16 protein-coding genes are annotated in these 20299 nt (G+C 65.1%); 5 read left to right on the top strand and 11 right to left on the bottom strand.

Translation table 11 applies throughout. The annotated features are described in order from the left end of the window. Positions 1-72: 72 nt before the first annotated feature. From QQM37_RS12320 to kdpF, 6 genes are read right to left on the bottom strand one after another with little or no spacing between them, the layout of a single operon-like run. The gene (locus QQM37_RS12320; protein WP_285727909.1) at positions 73-753 is read right to left on the bottom strand and encodes a response regulator; all 681 of its coding nucleotides are present in this window, start codon (positions 751-753) and stop codon (positions 73-75) included. After that, the gene (locus QQM37_RS12315; RefSeq protein WP_285727918.1) at positions 750-3392 is read right to left on the bottom strand and encodes a DUF4118 domain-containing protein; all 2643 of its coding nucleotides are present in this window, start codon (positions 3390-3392) and stop codon (positions 750-752) included. The genes QQM37_RS12320 and QQM37_RS12315 overlap by 4 nt, the downstream gene beginning before the upstream one ends. 42 nt (positions 3393-3434) lie before the next feature. After that, entirely contained in the window at positions 3435-4037 is a 603-nt protein-coding gene (gene kdpC, locus QQM37_RS12310) for a K(+)-transporting ATPase subunit C (RefSeq protein ID WP_285727908.1), read from the bottom strand. A gap of 55 nt (positions 4038-4092) precedes the next feature. Further along, positions 4093-6207: a potassium-transporting ATPase subunit KdpB gene (gene kdpB, locus QQM37_RS12305; RefSeq protein WP_285727907.1), complete on the bottom strand. Its 2115-nt coding sequence runs from the start codon at positions 6205-6207 to the stop codon at positions 4093-4095. Further along, positions 6204-7859 (bottom strand): potassium-transporting ATPase subunit KdpA, encoded by a 1656-nt coding sequence (gene kdpA / locus QQM37_RS12300; RefSeq protein WP_285727917.1) that lies wholly within the window; start codon positions 7857-7859, stop codon positions 6204-6206. The genes kdpB and kdpA overlap by 4 nt, the downstream gene beginning before the upstream one ends. A gap of 2 nt (positions 7860-7861) precedes the next feature. Continuing rightward, positions 7862-7957, bottom strand: coding sequence for a K(+)-transporting ATPase subunit F (gene kdpF, locus QQM37_RS12295; protein ID WP_285727906.1), 96 nt, complete (start codon positions 7955-7957; stop codon positions 7862-7864). Positions 7958-8312: 355 nt separating this feature from the next. Here kdpF and QQM37_RS12290 point away from each other — a divergent pair, with 355 nt between their 5' ends. Beyond that, positions 8313-9509, top strand: coding sequence for an amidohydrolase (locus QQM37_RS12290; RefSeq protein WP_420030167.1), 1197 nt, complete (start codon positions 8313-8315; stop codon positions 9507-9509). 138 nt (positions 9510-9647) lie between these two features. Here QQM37_RS12290 and QQM37_RS12285 read toward each other — a convergent pair whose 3' ends face one another. From QQM37_RS12285 to QQM37_RS12275, 3 genes are all read right to left on the bottom strand, one after another. Beyond that, positions 9648-10292: a LysM peptidoglycan-binding domain-containing protein gene (locus QQM37_RS12285; protein WP_285727905.1), complete on the bottom strand. Its 645-nt coding sequence runs from the start codon at positions 10290-10292 to the stop codon at positions 9648-9650. Between the two features lie 382 nt (positions 10293-10674). After that, the gene (locus QQM37_RS12280) at positions 10675-11883 is read right to left on the bottom strand and encodes a cystathionine gamma-synthase (RefSeq protein WP_285727904.1); all 1209 of its coding nucleotides are present in this window, start codon (positions 11881-11883) and stop codon (positions 10675-10677) included. A 22-nt stretch (positions 11884-11905) separates the two neighbouring features. Beyond that, the gene (locus QQM37_RS12275) at positions 11906-13282 is read right to left on the bottom strand and encodes a cystathionine beta-synthase (RefSeq protein ID WP_285727903.1); all 1377 of its coding nucleotides are present in this window, start codon (positions 13280-13282) and stop codon (positions 11906-11908) included. Between the two features lie 257 nt (positions 13283-13539). Between QQM37_RS12275 and QQM37_RS12270 the strand changes: the two genes are divergently transcribed. Beyond that, positions 13540-14145 carry a hypothetical protein gene (locus QQM37_RS12270; protein ID WP_285727902.1) on the top strand — a complete coding sequence of 202 codons (606 nt, stop codon included), beginning with the start codon at positions 13540-13542 and terminating at the stop codon, positions 14143-14145. A 326-nt stretch (positions 14146-14471) separates the two neighbouring features. Continuing rightward, positions 14472-15338, top strand: a complete 867-nt coding sequence (locus tag QQM37_RS12265) for an alkaline phosphatase family protein (RefSeq protein ID WP_285727901.1) — start codon at positions 14472-14474, stop codon at positions 15336-15338. A gap of 23 nt (positions 15339-15361) precedes the next feature. Here the strand turns inward: QQM37_RS12265 and QQM37_RS12260 are convergent, their stop codons facing one another. Both QQM37_RS12260 and QQM37_RS12255 read right to left on the bottom strand, forming a co-directional pair. Then, positions 15362-16564 carry a M20 metallopeptidase family protein gene (locus QQM37_RS12260; RefSeq protein ID WP_285727899.1) on the bottom strand — a complete coding sequence of 401 codons (1203 nt, stop codon included), beginning with the start codon at positions 16562-16564 and terminating at the stop codon, positions 15362-15364. A 135-nt stretch (positions 16565-16699) separates the two neighbouring features. Beyond that, entirely contained in the window at positions 16700-18112 is a 1413-nt protein-coding gene (locus tag QQM37_RS12255; RefSeq protein ID WP_285727897.1) for an MFS transporter, read from the bottom strand. Positions 18113-18164: 52 nt separating this feature from the next. Here QQM37_RS12255 and QQM37_RS12250 point away from each other — a divergent pair, with 52 nt between their 5' ends. After that, on the top strand, positions 18165-19184 hold the full coding sequence (locus QQM37_RS12250; protein WP_285727895.1) for a GlxA family transcriptional regulator: 1020 nt from the start codon (positions 18165-18167) through the stop codon (positions 19182-19184). Then, positions 19181-20137: a DNA-3-methyladenine glycosylase family protein gene (locus QQM37_RS12245; RefSeq protein WP_285727893.1), complete on the top strand. Its 957-nt coding sequence runs from the start codon at positions 19181-19183 to the stop codon at positions 20135-20137. The genes QQM37_RS12250 and QQM37_RS12245 overlap by 4 nt, the downstream gene beginning before the upstream one ends. Positions 20138-20299 lie beyond the last annotated feature (162 nt).

Here is a 20299-nt window from a genome sequence, read left to right as displayed (position 1 = left end):
GACCCGCCGTACGCCCGGGAAATTCGGGTGACCTCCGGCACAGGCCAGCCGCAGGGGCCACGAAGACACGCCTCATGGTTCGAAGCGGTACCCCATGCCTGCCTCGGTGAGCAGATGCCGTGGCTTCGCCGGATCCGGTTCAAGTTTGCGCCTCAGCTGGCTCATATATACCCGCAGATACTGCGTCTCCTTCGCATACGCAGGACCCCAGACCTCCACGAGCAGTTGCTGTTGGGAGACCAGCCGACCCGAATTGCGCGCCAGAAGCTCCAGAAGGGACCATTCGGTGGGCGTCAGGCGCACCGGTTCACCCTGACGCAGCACCTTCTTCGACTGGAAATCCACCACAAAATCCTCGGTTGCCACGGTCGGCCCGCCGTCCACGGCGCGGGATTCGGCACGTCGCTGCGCAGCCCGTAGCCGGGCCAGAAACTCATCCAGGCCAAAAGGCTTGGTCACATAGTCGTCCGCTCCGGCATCGAGCGCGGCCACCTTCTCCTCCGAGGCATGCCGGGCGGAGAGCACCACAATCGGCACTCGCGTCCAGCCCCGCAGCCCTGCGATGACCTCCAGTCCGTCCATATCCGGCAGACCCAGATCCAGCACCACCACATCCGGGCGGTGCGTCGCCGCACTCGCCAGGGCACCGGCGCCATCGACCGCTGTGTACACGGTGTACCCGTGGGCGTGCAGGTTGATCTGCAGCGCGCGCAGGATCTGCGGTTCGTCATCCACCACCAGAACACTGGTCATCGTGTACCCTCCTGCGAACGCTCCTGTAACTGATCGGTCTGCGGCGGCGCTTCGGACCCGCTGCTCAACGGCAGACGGATGACCATCGTCAGCCCACCACCGGGGGTCTGTTCCGCCTCCAGTACCCCTCCCATGGCTTCCGTGAATCCCTTCGCCACCGCCAGTCCCAGCCCCACGCCCGTCCCCGCCGGAACATCGTCAAGGCGCTGGAAAGGCCGGAACATGGCCACCACATCCTCAGCGGCGACCCCGTGCCCATGATCGACGATACGCAGTTCACTGGCCGGCTCGCCATCGGCCAGCGAAGCCCCCGCAACGGTGCCCACCAGAACGACCTCCGACTCCGGAGCGTATTTACGCGCATTCTGCACAATATTGCCGATCACCCGCTCCAGCATGCCAGGATCCGCCGTCACCGGTGGCATATTCGCCGGAAGCTCCACCCGCACCGGAGATCCCGGCGCCTGACCCGATCCCCCCTGCAGACCTTCCCCGCGCAAGGCCACCTCGATCACCTCCGACCAGCGAACCGCCCGGCTCAATGGCCGGACGGCGTCTGAGGATATCCGCGACATATCCAGCAAGTTCCCCACCAGAGCGTCCAGGTGATCCGCCGAGACTTCTATCGAGCCGAGCAGTTCTGCCTCCTCCTCGGGTGAAAACTGCACCTCGTCCTGGCGCAGGCTGCTGACCGAGAGTTTGATCGCGGCCAGCGGAGTGCGCAGATCATGAGAGACGGCCCGCAGAATCGAGGTGCGCATCGTATTACCCTCGGCCAACCGGATATTGTCCCGGCGGCTCTCATTGAGAGCCAACCGCTGCCGCAACGCCACCAGATGGGCTCCGAAAGCCACCAGCAGTCGGCGATCGGCGGCATCGAGCGTCCGGCCATTGAGCGCTATCGCCAGCCCCTCCTCAATATCCTCCACATTGTCCGCCGTCTCCGGGCTGCGAGGCACCGAAGGGCCGGCCGAGGCTTCCACCCGCCAGAGCGCCGCAGTGCGCTCCCCGGGGACCCTGACCAGCACACTCGCCGATGCCACCCGGAACGTCTCGCGGACCTGATCCAGGAAGGAGGCCATCGAGTCCTCCCCAGAGACCGCTGTACGAGCCAACTCACTCAGAATCGCTGCCTCTGCCCCGGCCCTGGAGGCGTCCCGGGAGCGCCGGGCGGAGAGCCCCACCACCACCGCAACAGCTGCGCTCACCGTCAGGAAAATCACCAGTGCCAGCAGATTTTCCGGATCGGAGATGGTAAGCGTGCCCAGCGGCGGTGCGGAGTAGAAGTTCAACAGCAGGGAACTCACGATGGCGGCCAGCAACGCAGGCCACAGCCCGCCGACCATGGCCACCAGAACGCATCCGCAGAGCTGGAGCAGCGTATCCGTGACAAAGCTGTTCGGCACCCACTGCACCAGGACGGCTTCGATGAGCACCGGCACCAGTACCGCCAGCACCAAGCCGGCAATCACCCGACGCCGTCCCAGGCTTCCGGGCCGCTGGAACCGCACGCCCCGCCCACCGAGCGGGTGCGAGAGCATGTGCACGTCAATGTCACCGGATTCGCGGACGATCTTGTTGCCCACTCCTGCACCGCGGACCAGCCGTGCCAGCGGCCGTCGCCGCGAAGTACCGACCACCAACTGTGTCGCGTTCGCGCTGCGGGCAAACTCCAGCATGGCCTGGGCAGGGTCTTCGCCGATCACGCTGTGATAGCTGCCGCCCAGGTCCTTGAGCAGTTGCCGCTGGGTCTCCAGCTCGCGGGGCGATTCCCCGCGTACGCCATCGGCCGCCCTGACATGAACGCCCAGCAGTTCACCTCCGGACACCCGGGCCAGGATGCGGGCGGCCCGACGGATCAGCACCTCACCTTCCGGCCCGCCGGTCAGCCCGACGACGATGCGTTCCCGGGTGGGCCAGCTCGCTTCGATCTCGTGGTCCCGGCGATAGGCGGCAAGGCCATCCTCCACCTGATCGGCCAGCCAGAGCAGGGCGAGCTCTCGCAGGGCAGAGAGGTTCCCCATCCGGAAGTAGTTCGCCAGGGCGGCATCGATCTTCTCCGGCGCGTAGATGTTCCCGGCGGAAAGACGCAGACGCAGCAGCTCCGGTGAGATGTCGATCAGCTCGATCTGGCTGGCCCGGCGGACTACCTCATCCGGCACCGTCTCGCCCTGCCGGGTGTTGGTGATCTGGCTGACCACGTCTCCCAATGAGGCGAGATGCTGGATGTTCACCGTGGAGATGACATCGATCCCCGCTTCCAGCAGGGCCTCCACATCTTCCCAGCGCTTACGGCGTGCCCGGGATTCATCGCCCGGATTGCTGCCGTCGGGCTGGACCACGGTGTGCGCGTACTCGTCCACCAGGGCACACTGCGGATTCCGGGCCAGCACCGCTGCGAGATCCATCTCCTCAAATTCTGTTCCCCGGTACGTCACCGGGGCTGGCGGAATGATCTCCAGCCCCGCCAACAGTCCCCTGGTGGCTGCGCGGCCGTGATCCAGGGCCAGACCGACAATGACGTCCACGCCCTCCGACTGAAGTTGATGTGCCTCCTCGAGCATGGCGTAAGTCTTCCCCACGCCGGGCGCCGCACCCAGCAGGATCCGCAGAGTGCCTCGCCTCCGGCTGTGCTTCATCACTCCAGTTTCCTCCAGATCCGGTGGTAGATGAGCCAGGTGTTATTTCCGGGCAGCTTCGAGGCGCGCCAGATCGAGATTGAGCAGGGTCACATTGACCGAGGGCTGGCCCAGCAGCGCCTCCAGTCCGCTCGAGGTGCGCGCAACGATCAGTGTCCGGATGGCGTCCGGACTCAGCCCGGTGGCCTGGGCGATCCGAGGCACCTGGAGGTCTGCGTAGGCCGGAGAAATCTGCGGATCCAGGCCCGAGGCGCTGGCGGTCACGGCGTCGGAGGGCACCTGACTTTCCGGGACTCCCTCGAGGCGAGCCACCTCGGCCCGCGCGGCGGCCATGGCTGTGGCCAGCGCCGGATCATTCGGCCCCAGGTTGCTCGCTCCGGAGGCAGCTGGATCCCACTTCGCCGCCGAAGGGCGCGGGTGGAACCAGGCTGCCCCCAGGCCGTCCTGGGGTGACTGTGCCAGCAGTGCCGAGGCTGCGGGGGCGCCGTCCACCGGAACCAGGGAGCCGTTGGCCTGTGCCGGGGCGGCCAGCTGCCCCACACCCCAGACCGTGGCCGGGTAGCCGAGCCCCAGCACCACCGTTGCGGTGAGCAGAAAACGCAGCGCTGTGCGGAATTGCCTGAAATAGCTGTCGAACGAGCTCATCTGTCATGTCCTTCGTCGGTTGAGCGTGGTGGGTAGGGGTCCAGCACAGGCTGGTTCATCCCAGGCCCGGGATCAGTGAAATGAACACATCGATGATTTTGATGCCGATGAAGGGTGCGATCAGACCGCCCACCCCGTAGATCAACAGGTTCCGTCCCAGCGCCTGCCCCGCGCTCACCGCCCGGTACCTCACGCCCTTCAGCGCCAACGGCACCAGGGCGATGATGATCAGCGCATTGAAAATCACCGCGGAGAGAACCGCCGAATTCGGCGAATGCAGTCCCATGATGTTCAGCAGCCCCAGGCCTGGAAAGGCCGCTGCGAACAGTGCCGGGACAATCGCAAAGTACTTGGCGACATCGTTCGCGACGGAAAAGGTGGTCAGCGATCCGCGGGTGATCAGCAGCTGCTTACCAATGCGCACCACGTCGATCAGCTTGGTCGGATCGGAATCCAGGTCCACCATATTGGCGGCTTCCTTGGCTGCCGGAGTGCCGGAATTCATGGCGACGCCCACATCAGCTGCGGCGAGCGCGGGGGCATCATTGGTGCCATCCCCAGTCATGGCCACCAGGTGCCCGGCCTCCTGCTCCCGTTTGATCACCGCAAGCTTGTCCTCCGGCGTCGCCTCGGCCAGGAAGTCGTCCACTCCAGCTTCGGCGGCGATGGCGGCCGCAGTGACCTTGTTGTCTCCGGTGATCATGATGGTGCGGATACCCATCCGGCGCAGCTCGGCGAACCGCTCGCGCATGCCAGGCTTGACGACGTCGGCGAGTTCGATGACGCCCAGCACCCGCGGCGGGCGACTCCCGGTCAGGTCCGCGAGGGTCTCCGCGACGAGTAGCGGCGTGCCACCCTTCTCCGAGACCCGCTGCACCTGGCTCCTGATATCGCCAGACAACTCCGCGCCTGCTTGATAGCGTTGCACGGCGCTCGTGGCACCCTTGCGGATCTCCCGCCGGACGCCCGATTCCACCAGATCAAGACCGCTCATCCGGGTGGTCGCCGTGAACTCCACTGACTGGACCTCGAGTTCACCGCCCTGTGCCCGGGCTTCCAGACTTTCCAGAGTGGGGATGACGATGCCGGACTGTTCGGCCAGATCCACGATCGAGCGGCCTTCCGGGGTTTCGTCGGCCAGGGAAGAGAGCCGCGCCGCTTCGATCAGCTCCTGCTCGCTCACCCCGACCGCTGGGAAGAACCCGACGGCGCGCCGGTTCCCGAAGGTGATGGTTCCGGTTTTGTCCAGCAGCAGAGTATCGATGTCCCCCGCGGTCTCCACCGCCCGACCAGAGGTGGCCAGCACATTGTGCTGAACCAGCCGGTCCATCCCCGCGATGCCGATCGCGGGCACCAACGCACCGATCGTGGTGGGAATGAGGCAGACCAGCAAGGCGACCAGCACGATCGGCGTCGGCAGCGCCTTGGCCAGGGCGGACATCGGAGCCAGTGCCATCACCACGACCAGAAACACGATGGTCAGCGAGACCAGCAGAACCTTCAGGGCGATCTCGTTGGGGGTCTTCTGCCGGGAGGCGCCCTCCACCAGCCGGATCATCCGGTCCAGGAAGGTCTGCCCCGGGGCCGCGGTGATCCGCACCAGGATCTGGTCCGAGAGCACCTTAGTGCCGCCGGTCACCGAGCTGCGGTCTCCACCGGATTCACGGATCACCGGAGCAGATTCCCCGGTGATCGTCGATTCGTCCACACTGGCCACCCCGGCGATCACCTCGCCATCGGAGGGAATAATGTCCGAGGCGGAACAGGCCACCAGGTCCCCCACCGTGAGTTCGGTGGCCGGAGTCTGCACCAGTTCCGCCCGGGCCAGATCCGCCAGGGTGGACACTCGCTGCCCGGGTTCCAGACGGACCTGGGCGGCCATCACCGAAGTACGGCTGGCCCGCAAGCTGGCTGCCTGGGCCTTACCCCGGCCTTCAGCAATGGCCTCGGAGAGGGTGCCGAAGAGCACGGTAAGCCACAGCCAGAGAGTCACCGCGATGCTGAACACCCCGGGATGCCAGAGGGCAACAGCGGTGCACGCCAGCGCGCCGACCAGCACGGTGAACATCACGGGTGAATGGGCCATCTGTCGCGGGGACAGTTTGCGCAGCGCCAGAGGCAGAGCTGCCGGCAAGGCTGCAAGTGCGGGAATGGAACGTACGGTGGTCATCGGGTCAGTCCCTCAGCGAGTGGGCCCAGAGCGAGGGCCGGGAAGTAAGTAAGAGCGGTGAGCACGATGGAGACCACCGCCAGCAAGGAGGCGAACAGCGGCCCGTGGGTGGGGACCGTGCCGCTGGATGCCGGGACGATGCGCTGTTGAGCCAGTGAACCGGCGAGCGCCAGAACCAGCACGATCGGAACGAAACGGCCCAGGAGCATGGCCAACCCGAGCATGGTGGCGAGATAGGGGCCGGAACTGGTGATCCCGCCGAAGGCAGAACCGTTGTTGTTGGCCGCCGAGGTGAAGGCGTAGAGCACTTCAGAGAACTGGTGCGGTGTGCCACCGGGGGCTGGTGCATTGCTCAGCTGGTCCGGCAGCAGCAAGGTGATTCCGGTCATCGCCAATACCAGGGTGGGCGTGACCAGAAGGTAGATCGCGGCCAGCTTCATCTGCCGGGCGGTGATTTTCTTCCCCACGAACTCGGGAGTCCGCCCCACCATCAGCCCAGCCAGGAACACTGCAATGATGGCCAGTACGAGCATGCCGTAGAGCCCCGAACCAACCCCGCCGGGTGCCACTTCTCCCAGCATCATGTTCAGCATGGTCAGGCCGCCGACCAGTGGTGGCAGCGAGTCGTGAGCGGCGTTCACCGCACCGGTGGAGGTCAGGGTGGTTGAGCTGGCGAAGATCGAGGTGGCGGCCGGGCCGAAACGCTGCTCCATACCTTCTCCGCTCACGCCTGCGCCTGTCGCCCCCACACTGAGTACCCAGGCCATCAGCCCATTGCTGACCGCCCAGAGGCTTCCCATCACGGTCAGGATCGTGTAGCCCTGCTTCTGCGAGCCGAGCATCCGGCCGTAGGTGTAGGGCAAGGAGAAGGGGATGGCGAGGATCAGGAAGACGGAGAGCAGATTGGAGTAGCCGTTCGGGTTCTCGAAGGGATGCGCGGAATTCGCGTTGAAATAGCCGCCACCGTTGGTGCCCAGAAGTTTGATCGCTTCCTGAGAGGCCACCGGGCCACCGGGGATCTGCTGGTGCACCCCCAGAGCGGCGTTGACCACTGCGGTACCGGTGAAATTCTGCACGACGCCGGTCACCACGAAGGCGATGGCGGCCAGCAGAGCGAGCGGAAGCAGCAGTCGGAAGCTGCCGCGGGCCACGTCCACCCAGAAGTTACCGATTCGGTCGGTGCCCGTGCGGCGCAGGCCCCTGATCAGAGCGATCGCCACCGCAATGCCCACTGCTGCCGAGAGGAAGTTCTGCACCGCCAGCAGCATCATCTGTACGACGATGCCGACAGTGCTTTCGGGGACGTAGCTCTGCCAGTTCGTATTGGTGACGAAGGAGATGGCGGTGTTCATGGCCACCCACGGGTCCACGGCGTCACCCTGCCCAGGAATCAGTCCCTGGAGCCGCTGGATTCCGAAGACCAGCAGGATGCCGATCACCGAGAAGGCCAGCAGGCTCCGCAGGTAGGTGGACCAGGTCTGGTCCGCATCGGCATCGACCCCGGCGACCTGGTAGAAGAGTCGCTCCGCTCTCAGGTGCTTTGAACTGGTGAAGACGCGGGCCATGTATAGGCCCAGAGGTTTGTGAACCAGGCCCAGCGCAAGCACCAGCAGGGCGATCTGGGTCAGGAAGGACCACCAGGAGAAGGTCATGGTCACCACTTCTCTGGATGAATCAGCGCGGCGACCAGGTAGCAGCAGAGTGCGAGGGCCACCGCGGCGAGCGCCAGCCACAGGATGAGATCAGCCATCAGAGTTTTGCCACCGCTTTCGCCATCCACATCACTGCTGCCGCCGCGGCCAGGAAAATCACGACGACGAGTACGTCGGCCATGTCAGGGTCCTTTCACGGAAATCTTCACGCACCGTCCGTGCGTTGACTCCAGCAAAGACCCGCCCGGGGCGGACACAAGGATTCTTGACGACTTCCTGAGACGTAGCCTGTGGACCTTTACAGATTCCTGATGGTGCACCGTCGCGACCAGCCTCAACTGCGACGGAGTGGATATGCCGGAGTAGGTTAGACAGTGCGTCCGGTCAGCAGGACCTCGTGTTCCGCGGCACTCCCGGCGCACCGCAGACCCGTCAGCTACCGAAAGGCCACTGGTGACCACTCCCGAATCCTCCCGATCCCTCGCCATCCTCAACGCGCATATTGTCCCCATTGAAGGCGAACCCTTCGATGGCGGCCTCCTGGCGCAGGATGGCGTCATCACCGCTCTGGGCCCCGACGTGGTGGCACCGGAAGGGGCGGAGGTGATCGATGCCCAGGGTCAGTGGCTGCTGCCCGGCCTGGTCGATGCGCACACACATGTGGGCGTCCATGAGGAGGCCGAAGGGCCGATGGGCGATGACACGAATGAGATGACCGGGCCGGTCATGGCGGCCGTCCGGGCGCTGGATGCGATCAATCCGCGGGAAATGGGCTTCGACGATGCCCTGGCTGGTGGCATCACGACGGTGAATGTGAACCCGGGCTCGGGCAATCCGATCGGCGGGCTTGCCGTGGCGCTCCACACCCATGGCTCCTATGTGGACGAGATGGTGCTGCGCAGCCCCAGCGGGCTCAAAGCCGCCTTGGGCGAGAACCCCAAGCGCGTCTATGGCGGCAAGAACCAGACCCCTTCCACCCGACTCGGCACTGCCCTGGTGATCCGCAAGGCCTTCCAGGAGGCCCGCAACTACCTGGACACTCCGGAGGCGGACCGCAAGGGCGTGGATCTAACCCATGAAGCACTGGGCATGGTGCTACGCCGGGAGATCCCCTGGCGTCAACACGCCCACCGTGCGGACGACATCGCCACCGCCGTCCGGATCGCCGAAGAGTTTGGCTATGAGCTCGTCATCGACCATGGCACCGAGGCGCATCTGCTGGCCCCCATGCTGGCGGAGAAGGGCATCCCGGTCCTGATCGGCCCACTGTTCACCTCCCGGTCCAAAATGGAGCTGCGTCAGCGGTCCATCGCGAACCCGGGCAAGCTGGCGGCCGCCGGGGTGGAGATCTCGATCATCACCGACCACCCGGTGGTGCCGATCCATTTCCTGATCCACCAGGCGACTCTGGCCATCAAGGAAGGTCTGGACCGGGAGACGGCGCTGCGCTCCATCACGATCAACCCGGCGAAGGTGCTGGGTCTGGCGGACCGGATCGGCTCACTGGAACCGGGCAAGGCCGCAGACATGGTGCTGTGGAGCGGCGATCCGCTGGATGTGATGCAGCGGGCCATGAACGTTTTCATCGACGGCAGGAGCGTCTACCACTACGATGCCCAGGCGCGGCAGGGAGTGGTTGCTCCGCGCTAGTTTTCCTGGCCGTCGTTTCCTGGCCTTCTTTTCCTGGCCTTCGGAACGCACCGGCCTTCGAAGCAGAAACCAGAACAGCTCTCATGGACGGTGTCCATGAGAGCTGTTCTGGTCAGTCTGTGTGATCAGCCGGTCTGATCAGGCAGGAAGCTGCAGGACCGCACCGGTGAAGATCAGATCCGGGTGGATGATCGTGGTGGAGTTGGCTGCAAACAGGGCCTTCCAGCCACCGGAGATGTTCAGCTTCTGTGCGATGCCGCTCAGAGTGTCACCGGACTGGATGGTGTAGGTTTTGCCACTGGCCTGAACAGGGGTCGGGGCTGCCGGAGCCTGGACCGCCGGAGCGGCGGGCACCTGAACCGGAGCCTTCTGGGCCGGTGCCTTCTGGACGGGAGTGACGTTGGTGGCCTGGGCAGCCACGGGAGCAGGAGCACCGCCACCTCCCCGGAGTCCCAGCTTGGCTGAGCAAGCCGGCCAGGCGCCCCAGCCCTGGCTGGCCTGAACGCGCTGGGCCACTGCGATCTGCTGCTCACGGGAGGCGTTCTGCGCAGAACCGGTGCCACCGTAAGCGGCCCAGGTGCTGGCCGAGAACTGGAGGCCGCCGTAGTAACCATTGCCGGTGTTGATGGCCCAGTTTCCACCGCTCTCGCACTGTGCGATGGCATCCCAGGTGCTGCCGTCAGCGGCATTAGCCGCCTGACCGGCAACTGCCAAGCCGGAACCGGCGATGGCTAGAACGGCCGCGCCGCGGCCCAGGTAACGAGTCAATTTGCTGTTGTTCACGCTGATTCTCCAAGGCTCGCCTGCGCTCCATCCGTCCCCGGACATCGATGCGTCGCCGTCAAGCCTGCGGTATGGAGGTTGCGTTGATGGTCTGCCGTACTGACGGCATTCGGCGCTGGGCAGACTCAGACATATATGGTCCACTCAGGGGTGTGACCTTCCCCGAAGGGCTACCACCACGGTAGGCCGCCCCTCCGTCGATATCAAATCGTGATCATTCTGAGTGAATTGATACATAAATTCAGGGCTTCCGGCCAGCAACGCTCTGTATGATGCTGCGGTCATCGTGCCGCCTCGCTTCGCTTCCCCGTCGAGTGTCGAGATAACGCTGGAATCCCCCGGGAAAACAGCATGATCTCGACACTCAGCGGAGCTCGATAGTTCAGCGGAGCGCGGAGCCGAGCGCCCGGTCCAGGTCCGCCACCAGATCCGCCACATCCTCGATGCCGACCGAAAGCCGAATCAGGTTCTCCGGAACGGCCAGCTCGGTGCCCTTCACTGAGGCGTGCGTCATTTCAGAGGGGTAATTCATCAGCGATTCGATGCCGCCCAGCGACTCGGCCAGCGTGAACAGCTGCGTCGATTCGGCCACGGCCCGGGCCACCTCAGCCCCGCTGCGTGCAACCGTTCCGGTGAACTGCACGGAGATCATACCGCCGAACCCGCGCATCTGCCGCGCCGCCAACTCATGCCCGGGATGGTGCGCCAGCCCGGGGTACAGCACCCGCTCCACCCCGGAGTGCCCGTCCAGCCACTGCGCAATCTGCTGGGCGTTGCTGCAGTGCCGGTCCATTCGTAGGCCCAGGGTCTTGAGCCCGCGCGTGGTCAGAAAGGCATCCATCGGGCCGGACACCGCGCCGACGGCAAACTGGACGAAGCCGATCTTCTCTGCCAGGGCGTCATCGCGCATCACCACCGCCCCGCCGATCACATCGGAATGCCCGCCGATGTATTTGGTGGTCGAATGCACGACGATGTCGGCGCCCAGGTCCAGCGGATTCTGCAGGTAGGGCGAGGCGAAGGTGTTGTCCACCAGCAGCTTCGCGCCGCGGGAGTGCGCCAGATCCGCCAGCGCGGCGATATCGGTGATCTTCATCATCGGGTTGGATGGCGTCTCCACCCAGAACAGCGCCGTCTCCGGGCGGGCTGCGGCCTCGATGCTCTCCAGGGAAGACATATCCGCGGTGGAATGCTCCACGCCCCACGGTCCCAGAACCCGGTTGATCAGACGGTAGCTGCCGCCGTAGACGTCGTTGCCCATCACGATGTGCCCACCCGGCCGGAGCAGTGCCCGGATCACCGCGTCCTCAGCGGCCAGCCCGGAGCTGAAGGAGAAGGCATGCTTGCCGTGTTCGACGGCGGCCAGCTGGGCCTGCAGCGAATCCCGCGTCGGGTTGCCACCACGGCCGTATTCGTAGCCGTTGCGCAGCTGGCCGATGCCGTCCTGAGCGAAGGTGGAGGACTGGATGATGCCGCCCACCACAGCGCCGGTCACCGGATCCGGCTCCTGACCCGCATGCACCGCACGGGTATTGAACCCGAGCCCTTCCACTGTCTGCGCGCCGGAGTGCGGGGTCTGAGTTTCAGTCATCAGGAATCCTGTCGTCGTGGGGTTAGCGTTGAAGGTGGAAGAGCAGATCGTGCCGGGTGAGGATCCCCACCGGAGCGCCGACGAAGGTCACCAGTAGAGCATCGACATCCTGTAGCTTTTCCCGGGCGGCGCTGATCGGTTCGAGCGAACCGATCATGGGCAGCACCGGGGACATGTGCTCAGTGATTTTATCGGTGAGTTTTGCCTCGTTGCGGAAGAGCTTCTCGGTCAGCACCCGCTCGTCCACGGTACCGATCACCTCCCCCATCACCACGGGCGGCTCGGCGGTGAGCACCGGCACCTGGGACACCCCGTATTCGCCCAGCAGGCGGATGACGTCGCGGACGGTTTCGTTGGGGTGAATGTGCACCAGATCCGGCAGTTGCCCGGATTTGCCGCGCAGAAGCTCACCGACCGCTGGCTCATCGGAGGTACTGAGGAAGCCGTAGGACTGCATCCACTCGTCGTTGAAGATCTTGCCGAGATAACCGCGCCCGGAGTCGGGCAGCAGGACGACCACCACGTCATCGGGCCCCAGAGTCCGGGCCACCCGCAGGGCCGCCACCACAGCCATCCCGCTGGAACCGCCCACCAGCAGGCCCTCTTCCCGGGCCAGCCTGCGGGTCATGGCGAAGCTTTCGGCATCGGAGACGGCCAGGATCTCGTGCGGAACGCTCGGATCGTACGATGCCGGCCAGATATCCTCGCCGACGCCCTCCACCAGATAGGGGCGGCCGGTTCCTCCGGAATAGACGGACCCTTCCGGGTCGACGCCGATCACCTGGACCTCGCCGCCGGGCCGGTCCTGGGAAACCTCCCGCAGATAGCGTCCTGTTCCGGTGATCGTGCCGCCGGTCCCGACGCCGATGACGACGTGAGTGACCAGGCCGTCAGTATCGCGCCAGATTTCGGGTCCGGTGGTCTCGAAGTGGCTCAACGGCCCGAAGGGGTTGGAGAACTGGTCCGGCTTATAGGCGCCGGGGATCTCGCTCACCAGCCGGTCCGCCACTCCGTAGTAAGACTGCGGTGAATCCGGTGCCACCGCCGTCGGCGTGACCACGACTTCCGCACCGTAGGCCTGCAAGGTGGCCCGTTTGTCCTCGGAGACCTTGTCCGGCACAGTGAAAATGCACCTGTAGCCGCGCTGCTGGGCGACCATGGCCAGGGCCACACCGGTGTTCCCGGAGGTCGGCTCCACCACGGTGCCACCGGGAAGGATCTTCCCGGCCCGCTCCGCCTCGTCGAGCATCTTGACCGCGATGCGGTCCTTGGCCGAGCCGCCGGGGTTAAGGTATTCGACCTTGGCGAGCACTGTTGCTGCAATGCCTTCGGTGACCTTGTTGAGCCGGACGAGCGGGGTGTTGCCGATCAGGTCAAGCACCGACTGGGCGTATTTCATAGGCCTAACGGTAGTGTGCCCGCGAGTTCCCGGCCAAGAAACGTGTCGCCGGAGGAGCCGTTGCAAGCCAAGGAGCCCAGCCCCGGGGCGGGCAACTCAGGCTTCGCCTCATTGCAGAGACCGGCCTCAACAGGTTGGAATGCCGATCAGCTTCCATCAGATGACCCTTGACCGTCAACTATTAATATGCTTCGATGTTTAATGTCACAGTTTTTTCACAGCCACTGACTATTTCGAAGGAATAAGTCCTGAACATTATGAAAACTGTTCGTCGCCGGACGATAGCAGTGCTTGCAGCCACCTGCATCGCACTCACTGGTTTCGGAGTGAGCCAAGCAAGTGCAGGTTCAGCATCTTCAAGTCCTTTTAACGGATGGACCAAGGGGTCGTTCGTTTCAGCTGTAGCAAAAGCAGGGGTATTCACTGCAGAACAAGCTGCCGCAGCATGGGGTGATCAAGACAAGATGTCAACGATGCCCGTGAGCACTTCGCTCGAAATGGTCCGCGCAACAAACGACGGCATTCAGCCCATGTGGTCGCTTCCAGCCGCCGGAACCTGCAAGCAGAAGTGGATTAACTGGCTTGGTGTCGAGATGGCCAACCTCACAGTCACTCTTCACTGGGAATTCGGCACGATCGGTGCAATATACATGGGAACAGACGCGACACCATGGGCAAAATACGCGGTTGGGTGGAGCTTCGCCTCATTCAACGGCCAAGAGGACTACAAGAATGGTCTTAATTGGGTCACCACACGATTTGCCAAATTCAAATTTGTTGATGGAAACACGTCAGGAACCATCTGGGTTCGAGTCACTGGTTATAACGATGGCTCATCCTCGTGCCAGGCAGGCACTCCGTAATGCCTAACTTGCAGTCGAACGCCCCGGAAGAGAAACTGCTGGCCCCTCCGCGGTGGTGGGAACAACGCCTTCCTGGTGCATGGTTGGTATTCCAAGTGGTCGCCCTGGTCAAGTTCCCTCCCATCCTGTGGGTTGCCCCCAGCGTGGTGGCCGCAATCTGGGCTCTCGCCGGAGGGCAAAGGAAGCTGGCAGGATCATTCGCGATCTTCACCATCATTTTCGCGGTGCTCAGTGTCGTGATGTCTGGCTTCTCGGGTCACCTCTGAAAAACAGTCGTTGCATGCAGGACCCGCTGCTACGAGCCCGCAGTGTGTAGCGTGGTCTTCATGACGAGTTCCGCAGTCGCTCCTGCCCCTCATCTGCTGGTCGTCGGCATCGACGGCGTTCGCTTCGACTCACTGCAAGCCGCAGACACTCCAGCCCTCTCCAGCCTGGCTACGGCCGGGATTCTCCTGCCGGTGCAGGTACACGAGAAGAACCCCACCATCTCCGGTCCGGTCTGGTCCACCGTGGCCACGGGCGTACACATGGACCGGCACCAGGTGACCGGAAACGGCCCCCAGCACAAAGAAGCCTCCGGCCCGCTCCCCACGCGACACCCGGATTTTCTGGCACGCATCGGGGCCGCCAGGCCGGAGGCCGCGACCATGGTGGCCGTGAGCTGGTTCCCGCTGGCAGCCGACTATGAGTGCGGGCCGATCTTTTCCGGGCCCAGCTGGCTACCCTCGATCAACCCGGACTTCAGCGACGATCACGCTGCCGCCTGGATCCAGGTCGATGACGAGGTCGCGGACTATGCCACGGAACGCCTCGCCACCGAGGACCTGGCGGTCTCCTTCGTCTACTTCGGTGAAGTCGACGAGTACGCCCATCGCGACGGCACCGACGCCGGCTACCAGGCCGCCATCGAACGTTGCGATGCCCGGCTGGCCCGGCTGCTGGAGGTGGTGCGCGGCAAAGTGGAGCATGGCGAGGACTGGACCGTCATCGTGGTCACCGATCACGGACACATCGAGGGCGGCGGCCATGGCGGGGACAGCCCCGCCGAGCGCACCGCATGGATCGCAGCGGCCGGGGCCGGCATCGACAGCTCGCTGACCGGGCTGCTCCAGGCGGATATCCCGGCGCACGCCCTGCACCTTTTCGGTCTGCCGCACACCGATCTGGACGGGGTGCCGTTCGGGCATCGCTGAGGCTCAGCCAGCCCGGTTCAGCTCTAGCGGTTCAGTCTCCGGACGGCGAGTTCGGCCAGAACCGCGGCACCGTCTGCGAGCACGGCATCGTCAAAGGCCGCGCGCGGGGAATGATTACCGTCTGCCTCGCTGAGATCCTGGTGCACGCTAGCGCCCAGGAACACAAAGGTGCCGGGGACCTCTTCGAGAACGTAGGAGAAGTCCTCGCCGCCGGGGATCGGATTCTGCATCTCCACGAACCGCTCAGCTCCACACAGCTCCTCAATCACGCTGCGGGTGAAGGCGAATTCGGTTTCGTCGTTGACGGTCACCGGGTAGACCCGCTCGAATTCCACCTCGGCAAGCAAGCCATGTCCCTCGGCCAGGCCCTTCATCAGCTGGACGCTGAGCTCTTCGACCTTGGCCCGATTCTCCGGGCTGAAGGTGCGCACGGTGGCCTCGAAGGCGGCATCGTCCGGGATGATATTGTCCTTGCTCCCGCCGGCGATGTGCCCCACCGTGACGACCACCGGGTCAAAGATGTCGAAGTGGCGGGTGACCAGTGTTTGCAGGGCGCCGACGGCCTCGCACAAAGCCGGGATGGGGTCATTGGCGCGGAACGGCGCGGAACCGTGGCCACCCTGACCAACGAATCGGACGCGCAAAATATCCGGTGCGGCCATGAGCGTTTTCGCCCGGCCGGTCCAGATGCCCGCGGGCATCTGATCAGACATGACGTGCAGGCCATAGGCGGCATCGACCCGGCGACCTGCTGCTTCCAGCAGCCCCTCATCAATCATCGACTTCGCCCCTCCGGGGCCTTCTTCCGCTGGCTGGAACATGAAGACGACGTCGCCGGGAAGCTCTGCGCGGAGGGCGTGCAGAATGCGGGCGGCACCCACCAGACCTGCGACATGCATGTCATGTCCGCAGGCATGCATGGCGCCGTTGGTGGATTTGAACGGCACGTCCACCAGCTCGGTGACCGGGAGCCCATCCATATCGCCGCGGAGCAGAACCACCGGACGGTCTTCGCGCTCCGTCTGCGCCTCGCCGCGCAGGACGGCGGTCACGGAGCTCAGCCCCTTGCCCAGTGTGATCTCCAGCCCCAGCGGTTCCAGCGCCTCGAGAATCCGTTGCTGCGTCTGCGGCAGATTCAGACCCAGCTCAGGAATCTGATGGAGTTCACGTCGCAGAGCCACCAGATCCTCGGAATACTGGGCGGCGAGTTCCTGGGTTCGAGTCATCGGGGCTACCTTTCGGTGAGGTTAATGCGGCCCTTTCAGCCTACTGGTTCCGCCCCTCCCAACTGAGTAACAGTAGCTGCTGAGTGGAATCGTTCCCACGCGTTTCCACGCGTTTCCACGCGCAAGTGCTGCTACTCAGTTGGGAACGGAACGCGGGTTCACCACGAGGAAGGCTCCGGCGAAGGCCACGGCGGCCGCCAGAGCCACCAGATTCGTCACCATCCAGCCCGATGCCGTGAAGATCGCCGCGCCGAGCATCGCGCCCCCCGCCGTGAAAATGGCGGCGAACCCCTCGCTGAATCCCTGCAGGACACCTCCGCGACCAGCTGGATAGCTGCCAGCCACCAGGGATGAGCCCGCCACAAACAGCACGTTCCAGCCGACGCCGACCAGCAGGAGGTCTGCCAGAATCATCCAGGGCTCGACTGCTCCCATCGTGGAACCCGCGCTCATCCCGCCCAACCCGGCGCCCGGTGGAACGCCCGGTTGAATCAGAGCACTCAGCCCTCCCACCAGGTAGAGGGCAAAACCCACCAGCACCGTACGCCGCAGGCCCAGTCGCAGCACCAGCCACTCCGAAAAGGCTGCGGGCGCAAACATACCGATCAGATGCCACTGGATGATCGCGGCACCCATCTGCGCAGAGTTCCCGCCCTGATGATTGGCCAGCGGTCCAGCGGCCATCAATAGGCTCATCACCGCACCCGCCGGGACCAGCGCGATCAACGCGCTCCAGTACCGTCGGTTCCGCAGGCCCTCCCGCAGCGGAACAGCTTTCAAGGGAACAGCTCGCAGTGGAACCTCCCGGTCCCGCAGCCTGCGCCCGCCAGATATCCGCCCGCCAGGCATGCACCAGCTCAGTGCCAAGGCTCCCAGGGCGAACCCGCCGACCAGCAGAAACGAGCCCAGATACTCGGGGCTGGTCCACTCCGAGGCCCACACCGCCGCAAAAGGCCCCGCAGCAGCGGCCAGGATGCCACCGTAGAGCACCAGGGACAGCGCCCGTCCGCGCTGGCTCTCCGGGACGGCATCGGCCGCGACATACCGCAGGTATCCGCCCGTGGAACGGTACGCACCGGCGCAGGCCATGCCGAGGCACAGCGCCAGGAAGTCATGCGCGATGACGGCGTAACAGCACAGTAGCGACCCCAGCAGAAGCGCGATGGCGCCCGCGGCCAGTAGCACCCGGTAGCCCAGGCGCTGAGCCAGTGGTCCGCCGGCGAAGGAGAACAGCGTGCCAGCGGCCATCACCAGGGTCAGTGGCAGGGTGGCCATCCAGGGGCTGGGTGCCAGGCTCAGGCCCACCAAGGCGCCCAGGGTCAGGTCTGTCGCCACGACGAAGTAATACAGGCATTGCGATACCAGGAGTGCCGCCAGCAGGCCACGTGTTTCCGGGGCTCGCAGCGGGGAGAACAGACCGCCTCTGCTGCGGGTCGCCCGGTTTCGGCTCAGTGCCGTGCCGGACTCGGCGTCCGGCTGCGCTGCGTCCGGCTGTGCTGCGTCCGGCTGTGTTTCCGGGGTGGGATTCCTGATCACATTCCTGGTCATAGGGTGAGTCTTCCGGTGCGGAATCAGCCCGCACAGTGGCAAACTAGCCACTATGCACATGGATTCAGCCACACCTCCGGCCCGGCCACCGCAAACAGTGGCAGTTCTGGCTCTGCCGGAGATCCTTCCGCTGGACTTCGGCATCTTCGTCCAGATCCTCAACCGGCTCACCGGCGGCCGCTACCACGCCTGGACCTGCGCGGAAGGGCCTGTTCCCGCCATCGGCGGCTACACTCTCACGGCGGAACGCGGTCTGGACTCCCTGGCAGAGGCGGACACCATTGTGGTTCCCGGGCACACCCATCCTGAGCAGACCCCCAGCCCCGCAGTGCTGGCTGCCCTGCGCGCGGCCCATGCGCGAGGCGCGCGACTGGCCTCCGTCTGCGTCGGCTCTTTTGCGCTTGCGCATGCGGGCGTGCTCGATGGCCTGGAGGCCACCACCCATTGGGAGCATGCCGCCAGTTTTGCCCGAATGTTTCCGCGGGTGAGGGTGCGGCCGGAGGTGCTCTACGTCGATGCCGGGCAGGTCCTCACCTCGGCGGGAGTCGCAGCGGGTATCGATCTGTGCCTGCATCTCATTCGCCGGGACTTCGGCGCAGCGGTCTCGCTGGCCGCGGCGCGTGGTGCTGTCGCCAGCCCCTATCGGAGCGGGCAGCAGGCGCAATTCGTCCGCCCAGCCCCGCCCGCGCGGCAACCGGATGAGCTGAGCCGGGTGACGCAATGGGCTCTGCAACGGCTTCGGGAACCGCTGGGTTCCGCCGAGTTGGCGAGCCGTGCCGGGCTGAGCGAGCGCACCCTGCACCGCCGCTTTACCGAGACTCTGGGCTGTTCACCGCAACAGTGGCTGAGTCAGCAACGGGTGCTCGCTGCCTGCGAACTTCTGGAAAGCAGCGATCTGCCGGTGGAATCCGTGGCTATCAGGGTGGGCCTGGGCAGTGCGGCAAACTTCCGCACAGTGTTCAAGCGGCAAATGCTGCTGACACCCAGCGCCTACCGTGAACAATTCGCCGGAATCCCGGAATCCGAGGCCTCACCCTCCTCGCTGGAACCGGCCGGAGCCCGAGCACGATGACGGCACCGCTGAGCACGATCTGGCGGCCAGTCGAGCCTTACGATCTGGCCTTGACGATCGGCTCCCTGCGTCGTGGTGGCTCCGACCCCAGTACGGTTCCCCATGACGGTGCGTGGTGGCATGCCTTCCGCACCCCGGCGGGGCCAGTGACGCTCCGGGTCCACCAGAGCCGCGAGGGAATCCATGCCCACGCCTGGGGACCGGGCAGCCAGGAGGCGCTGGCCGGGGTACCCCGGATGCTCGGTGGCGATGATGACTGGTCCGGGTTCGACCATCCCACCGTTCTGGCGACCCTGCCGGAGCACGTCCGGCTAGCCCGCCAGCGCCACCCCGGGCTTCGGCTGCTGCGCACCGGGCGCGTGCTCGAAGTGCTGATCCCCGCCATCCTGGAACAGAAAGTGACCGGCAAAGAGGCCTTCGCGGGGTACCGCAGGCTGGTGGCGCTCTTCGGCGAAGCCGCGCCGGGCCTTTCCGAGCCGGGCGGATACCCTCCGGCACAGTTTCCACCGGGACTACGGCTTGGCCCGGAGCCGCAGACCTGGGCGAGAATCCCCTCCTGGGCCTGGCACCAGGCGGGAGTCGGCCCGCAACGCTCGGACACGATCATGCGCGCCCTGCAGCGTGCCAGTGCTCTCGGCCGCCTGGGCCAGGTGGATGCGCCCACGGCGAGCCGGGCGTTGCAGAGCATCTCCGGCATCGGGCGCTGGACGGCCGCTGAGGTCACCCAGATCAGCCATGGTGACCCGGACTCGGTATCGGTGGGCGACTACCACCTCGCCGGATTTGTGGGACTGGCCCTCATCGGTGAGCCTGTGGACGATGCCGGCATGCTGGAACTGCTGGAGCCCTGGCGTGGGAACCGGCAGCGGGTGGTCCGCCTGCTGGGGCTCACCGGAATCCGCAAGGAACGACACGGCCCACGGATGAGCGTGCGCGACTACCGCAGGTTCTGATCGGCAACCCCTCCGCCGAGTGGTGAGATAACGCCCCCATTCGGCCCTCGACGGGGCGTTATCTCACCACTCGGCGAAGGAAACTGTGACAGAATATGCGTATGAATGCAGATAGTAGAGCTTGCGGCCTGGGGGTCAACAGTCAGTACGTCGAGCTGGCGG

This window comes from Psychromicrobium xiongbiense, from assembly GCF_030271165.1.
GTDB classification, from domain to species: Bacteria; Actinomycetota; Actinomycetes; order Actinomycetales; family Micrococcaceae; genus Renibacterium; species Renibacterium xiongbiense.
The sequence above is the reverse complement of the archived record's forward strand: the minus strand, read 5'-3'. Positions and strand labels throughout refer to the sequence as shown.

Coding starts and splice junctions, on each gene's coding strand:
- QQM37_RS12270 (WP_285727902.1), top strand. CDS start 13,540: ATGAAAACTGTTCGTCGCCGGACGATAGCAGTGCTTGCAGCCACCTGC.
- QQM37_RS12315 (WP_285727918.1), bottom strand. CDS start 3,392: ATGAAGCACAGCCGGAGGCGAGGCACTCTGCGGATCCTGCTGGGTGCG.
- QQM37_RS12255 (WP_285727897.1), bottom strand. CDS start 18,112: ATGACCAGGAATGTGATCAGGAATCCCACCCCGGAAACACAGCCGGAC.
- kdpA (WP_285727917.1), bottom strand. CDS start 7,859: ATGACCTTCTCCTGGTGGTCCTTCCTGACCCAGATCGCCCTGCTGGTG.
- kdpF (WP_285727906.1), bottom strand. CDS start 7,957: ATGGCTGATCTCATCCTGTGGCTGGCGCTCGCCGCGGTGGCCCTCGCA.
- kdpB (WP_285727907.1), bottom strand. CDS start 6,207: ATGACCACCGTACGTTCCATTCCCGCACTTGCAGCCTTGCCGGCAGCT.
- QQM37_RS12275 (WP_285727903.1), bottom strand. CDS start 13,282: ATGAAATACGCCCAGTCGGTGCTTGACCTGATCGGCAACACCCCGCTC.
- QQM37_RS12320 (WP_285727909.1), bottom strand. CDS start 753: ATGACCAGTGTTCTGGTGGTGGATGACGAACCGCAGATCCTGCGCGCG.
- QQM37_RS12280 (WP_285727904.1), bottom strand. CDS start 11,883: ATGACTGAAACTCAGACCCCGCACTCCGGCGCGCAGACAGTGGAAGGG.
- QQM37_RS12260 (WP_285727899.1), bottom strand. CDS start 16,564: ATGACTCGAACCCAGGAACTCGCCGCCCAGTATTCCGAGGATCTGGTG.
- QQM37_RS12245 (WP_285727893.1), top strand. CDS start 19,181: ATGACGGCACCGCTGAGCACGATCTGGCGGCCAGTCGAGCCTTACGAT.
- QQM37_RS12250 (WP_285727895.1), top strand. CDS start 18,165: ATGCACATGGATTCAGCCACACCTCCGGCCCGGCCACCGCAAACAGTG.
- QQM37_RS12265 (WP_285727901.1), top strand. CDS start 14,472: ATGACGAGTTCCGCAGTCGCTCCTGCCCCTCATCTGCTGGTCGTCGGC.
- kdpC (WP_285727908.1), bottom strand. CDS start 4,037: ATGAGCTCGTTCGACAGCTATTTCAGGCAATTCCGCACAGCGCTGCGT.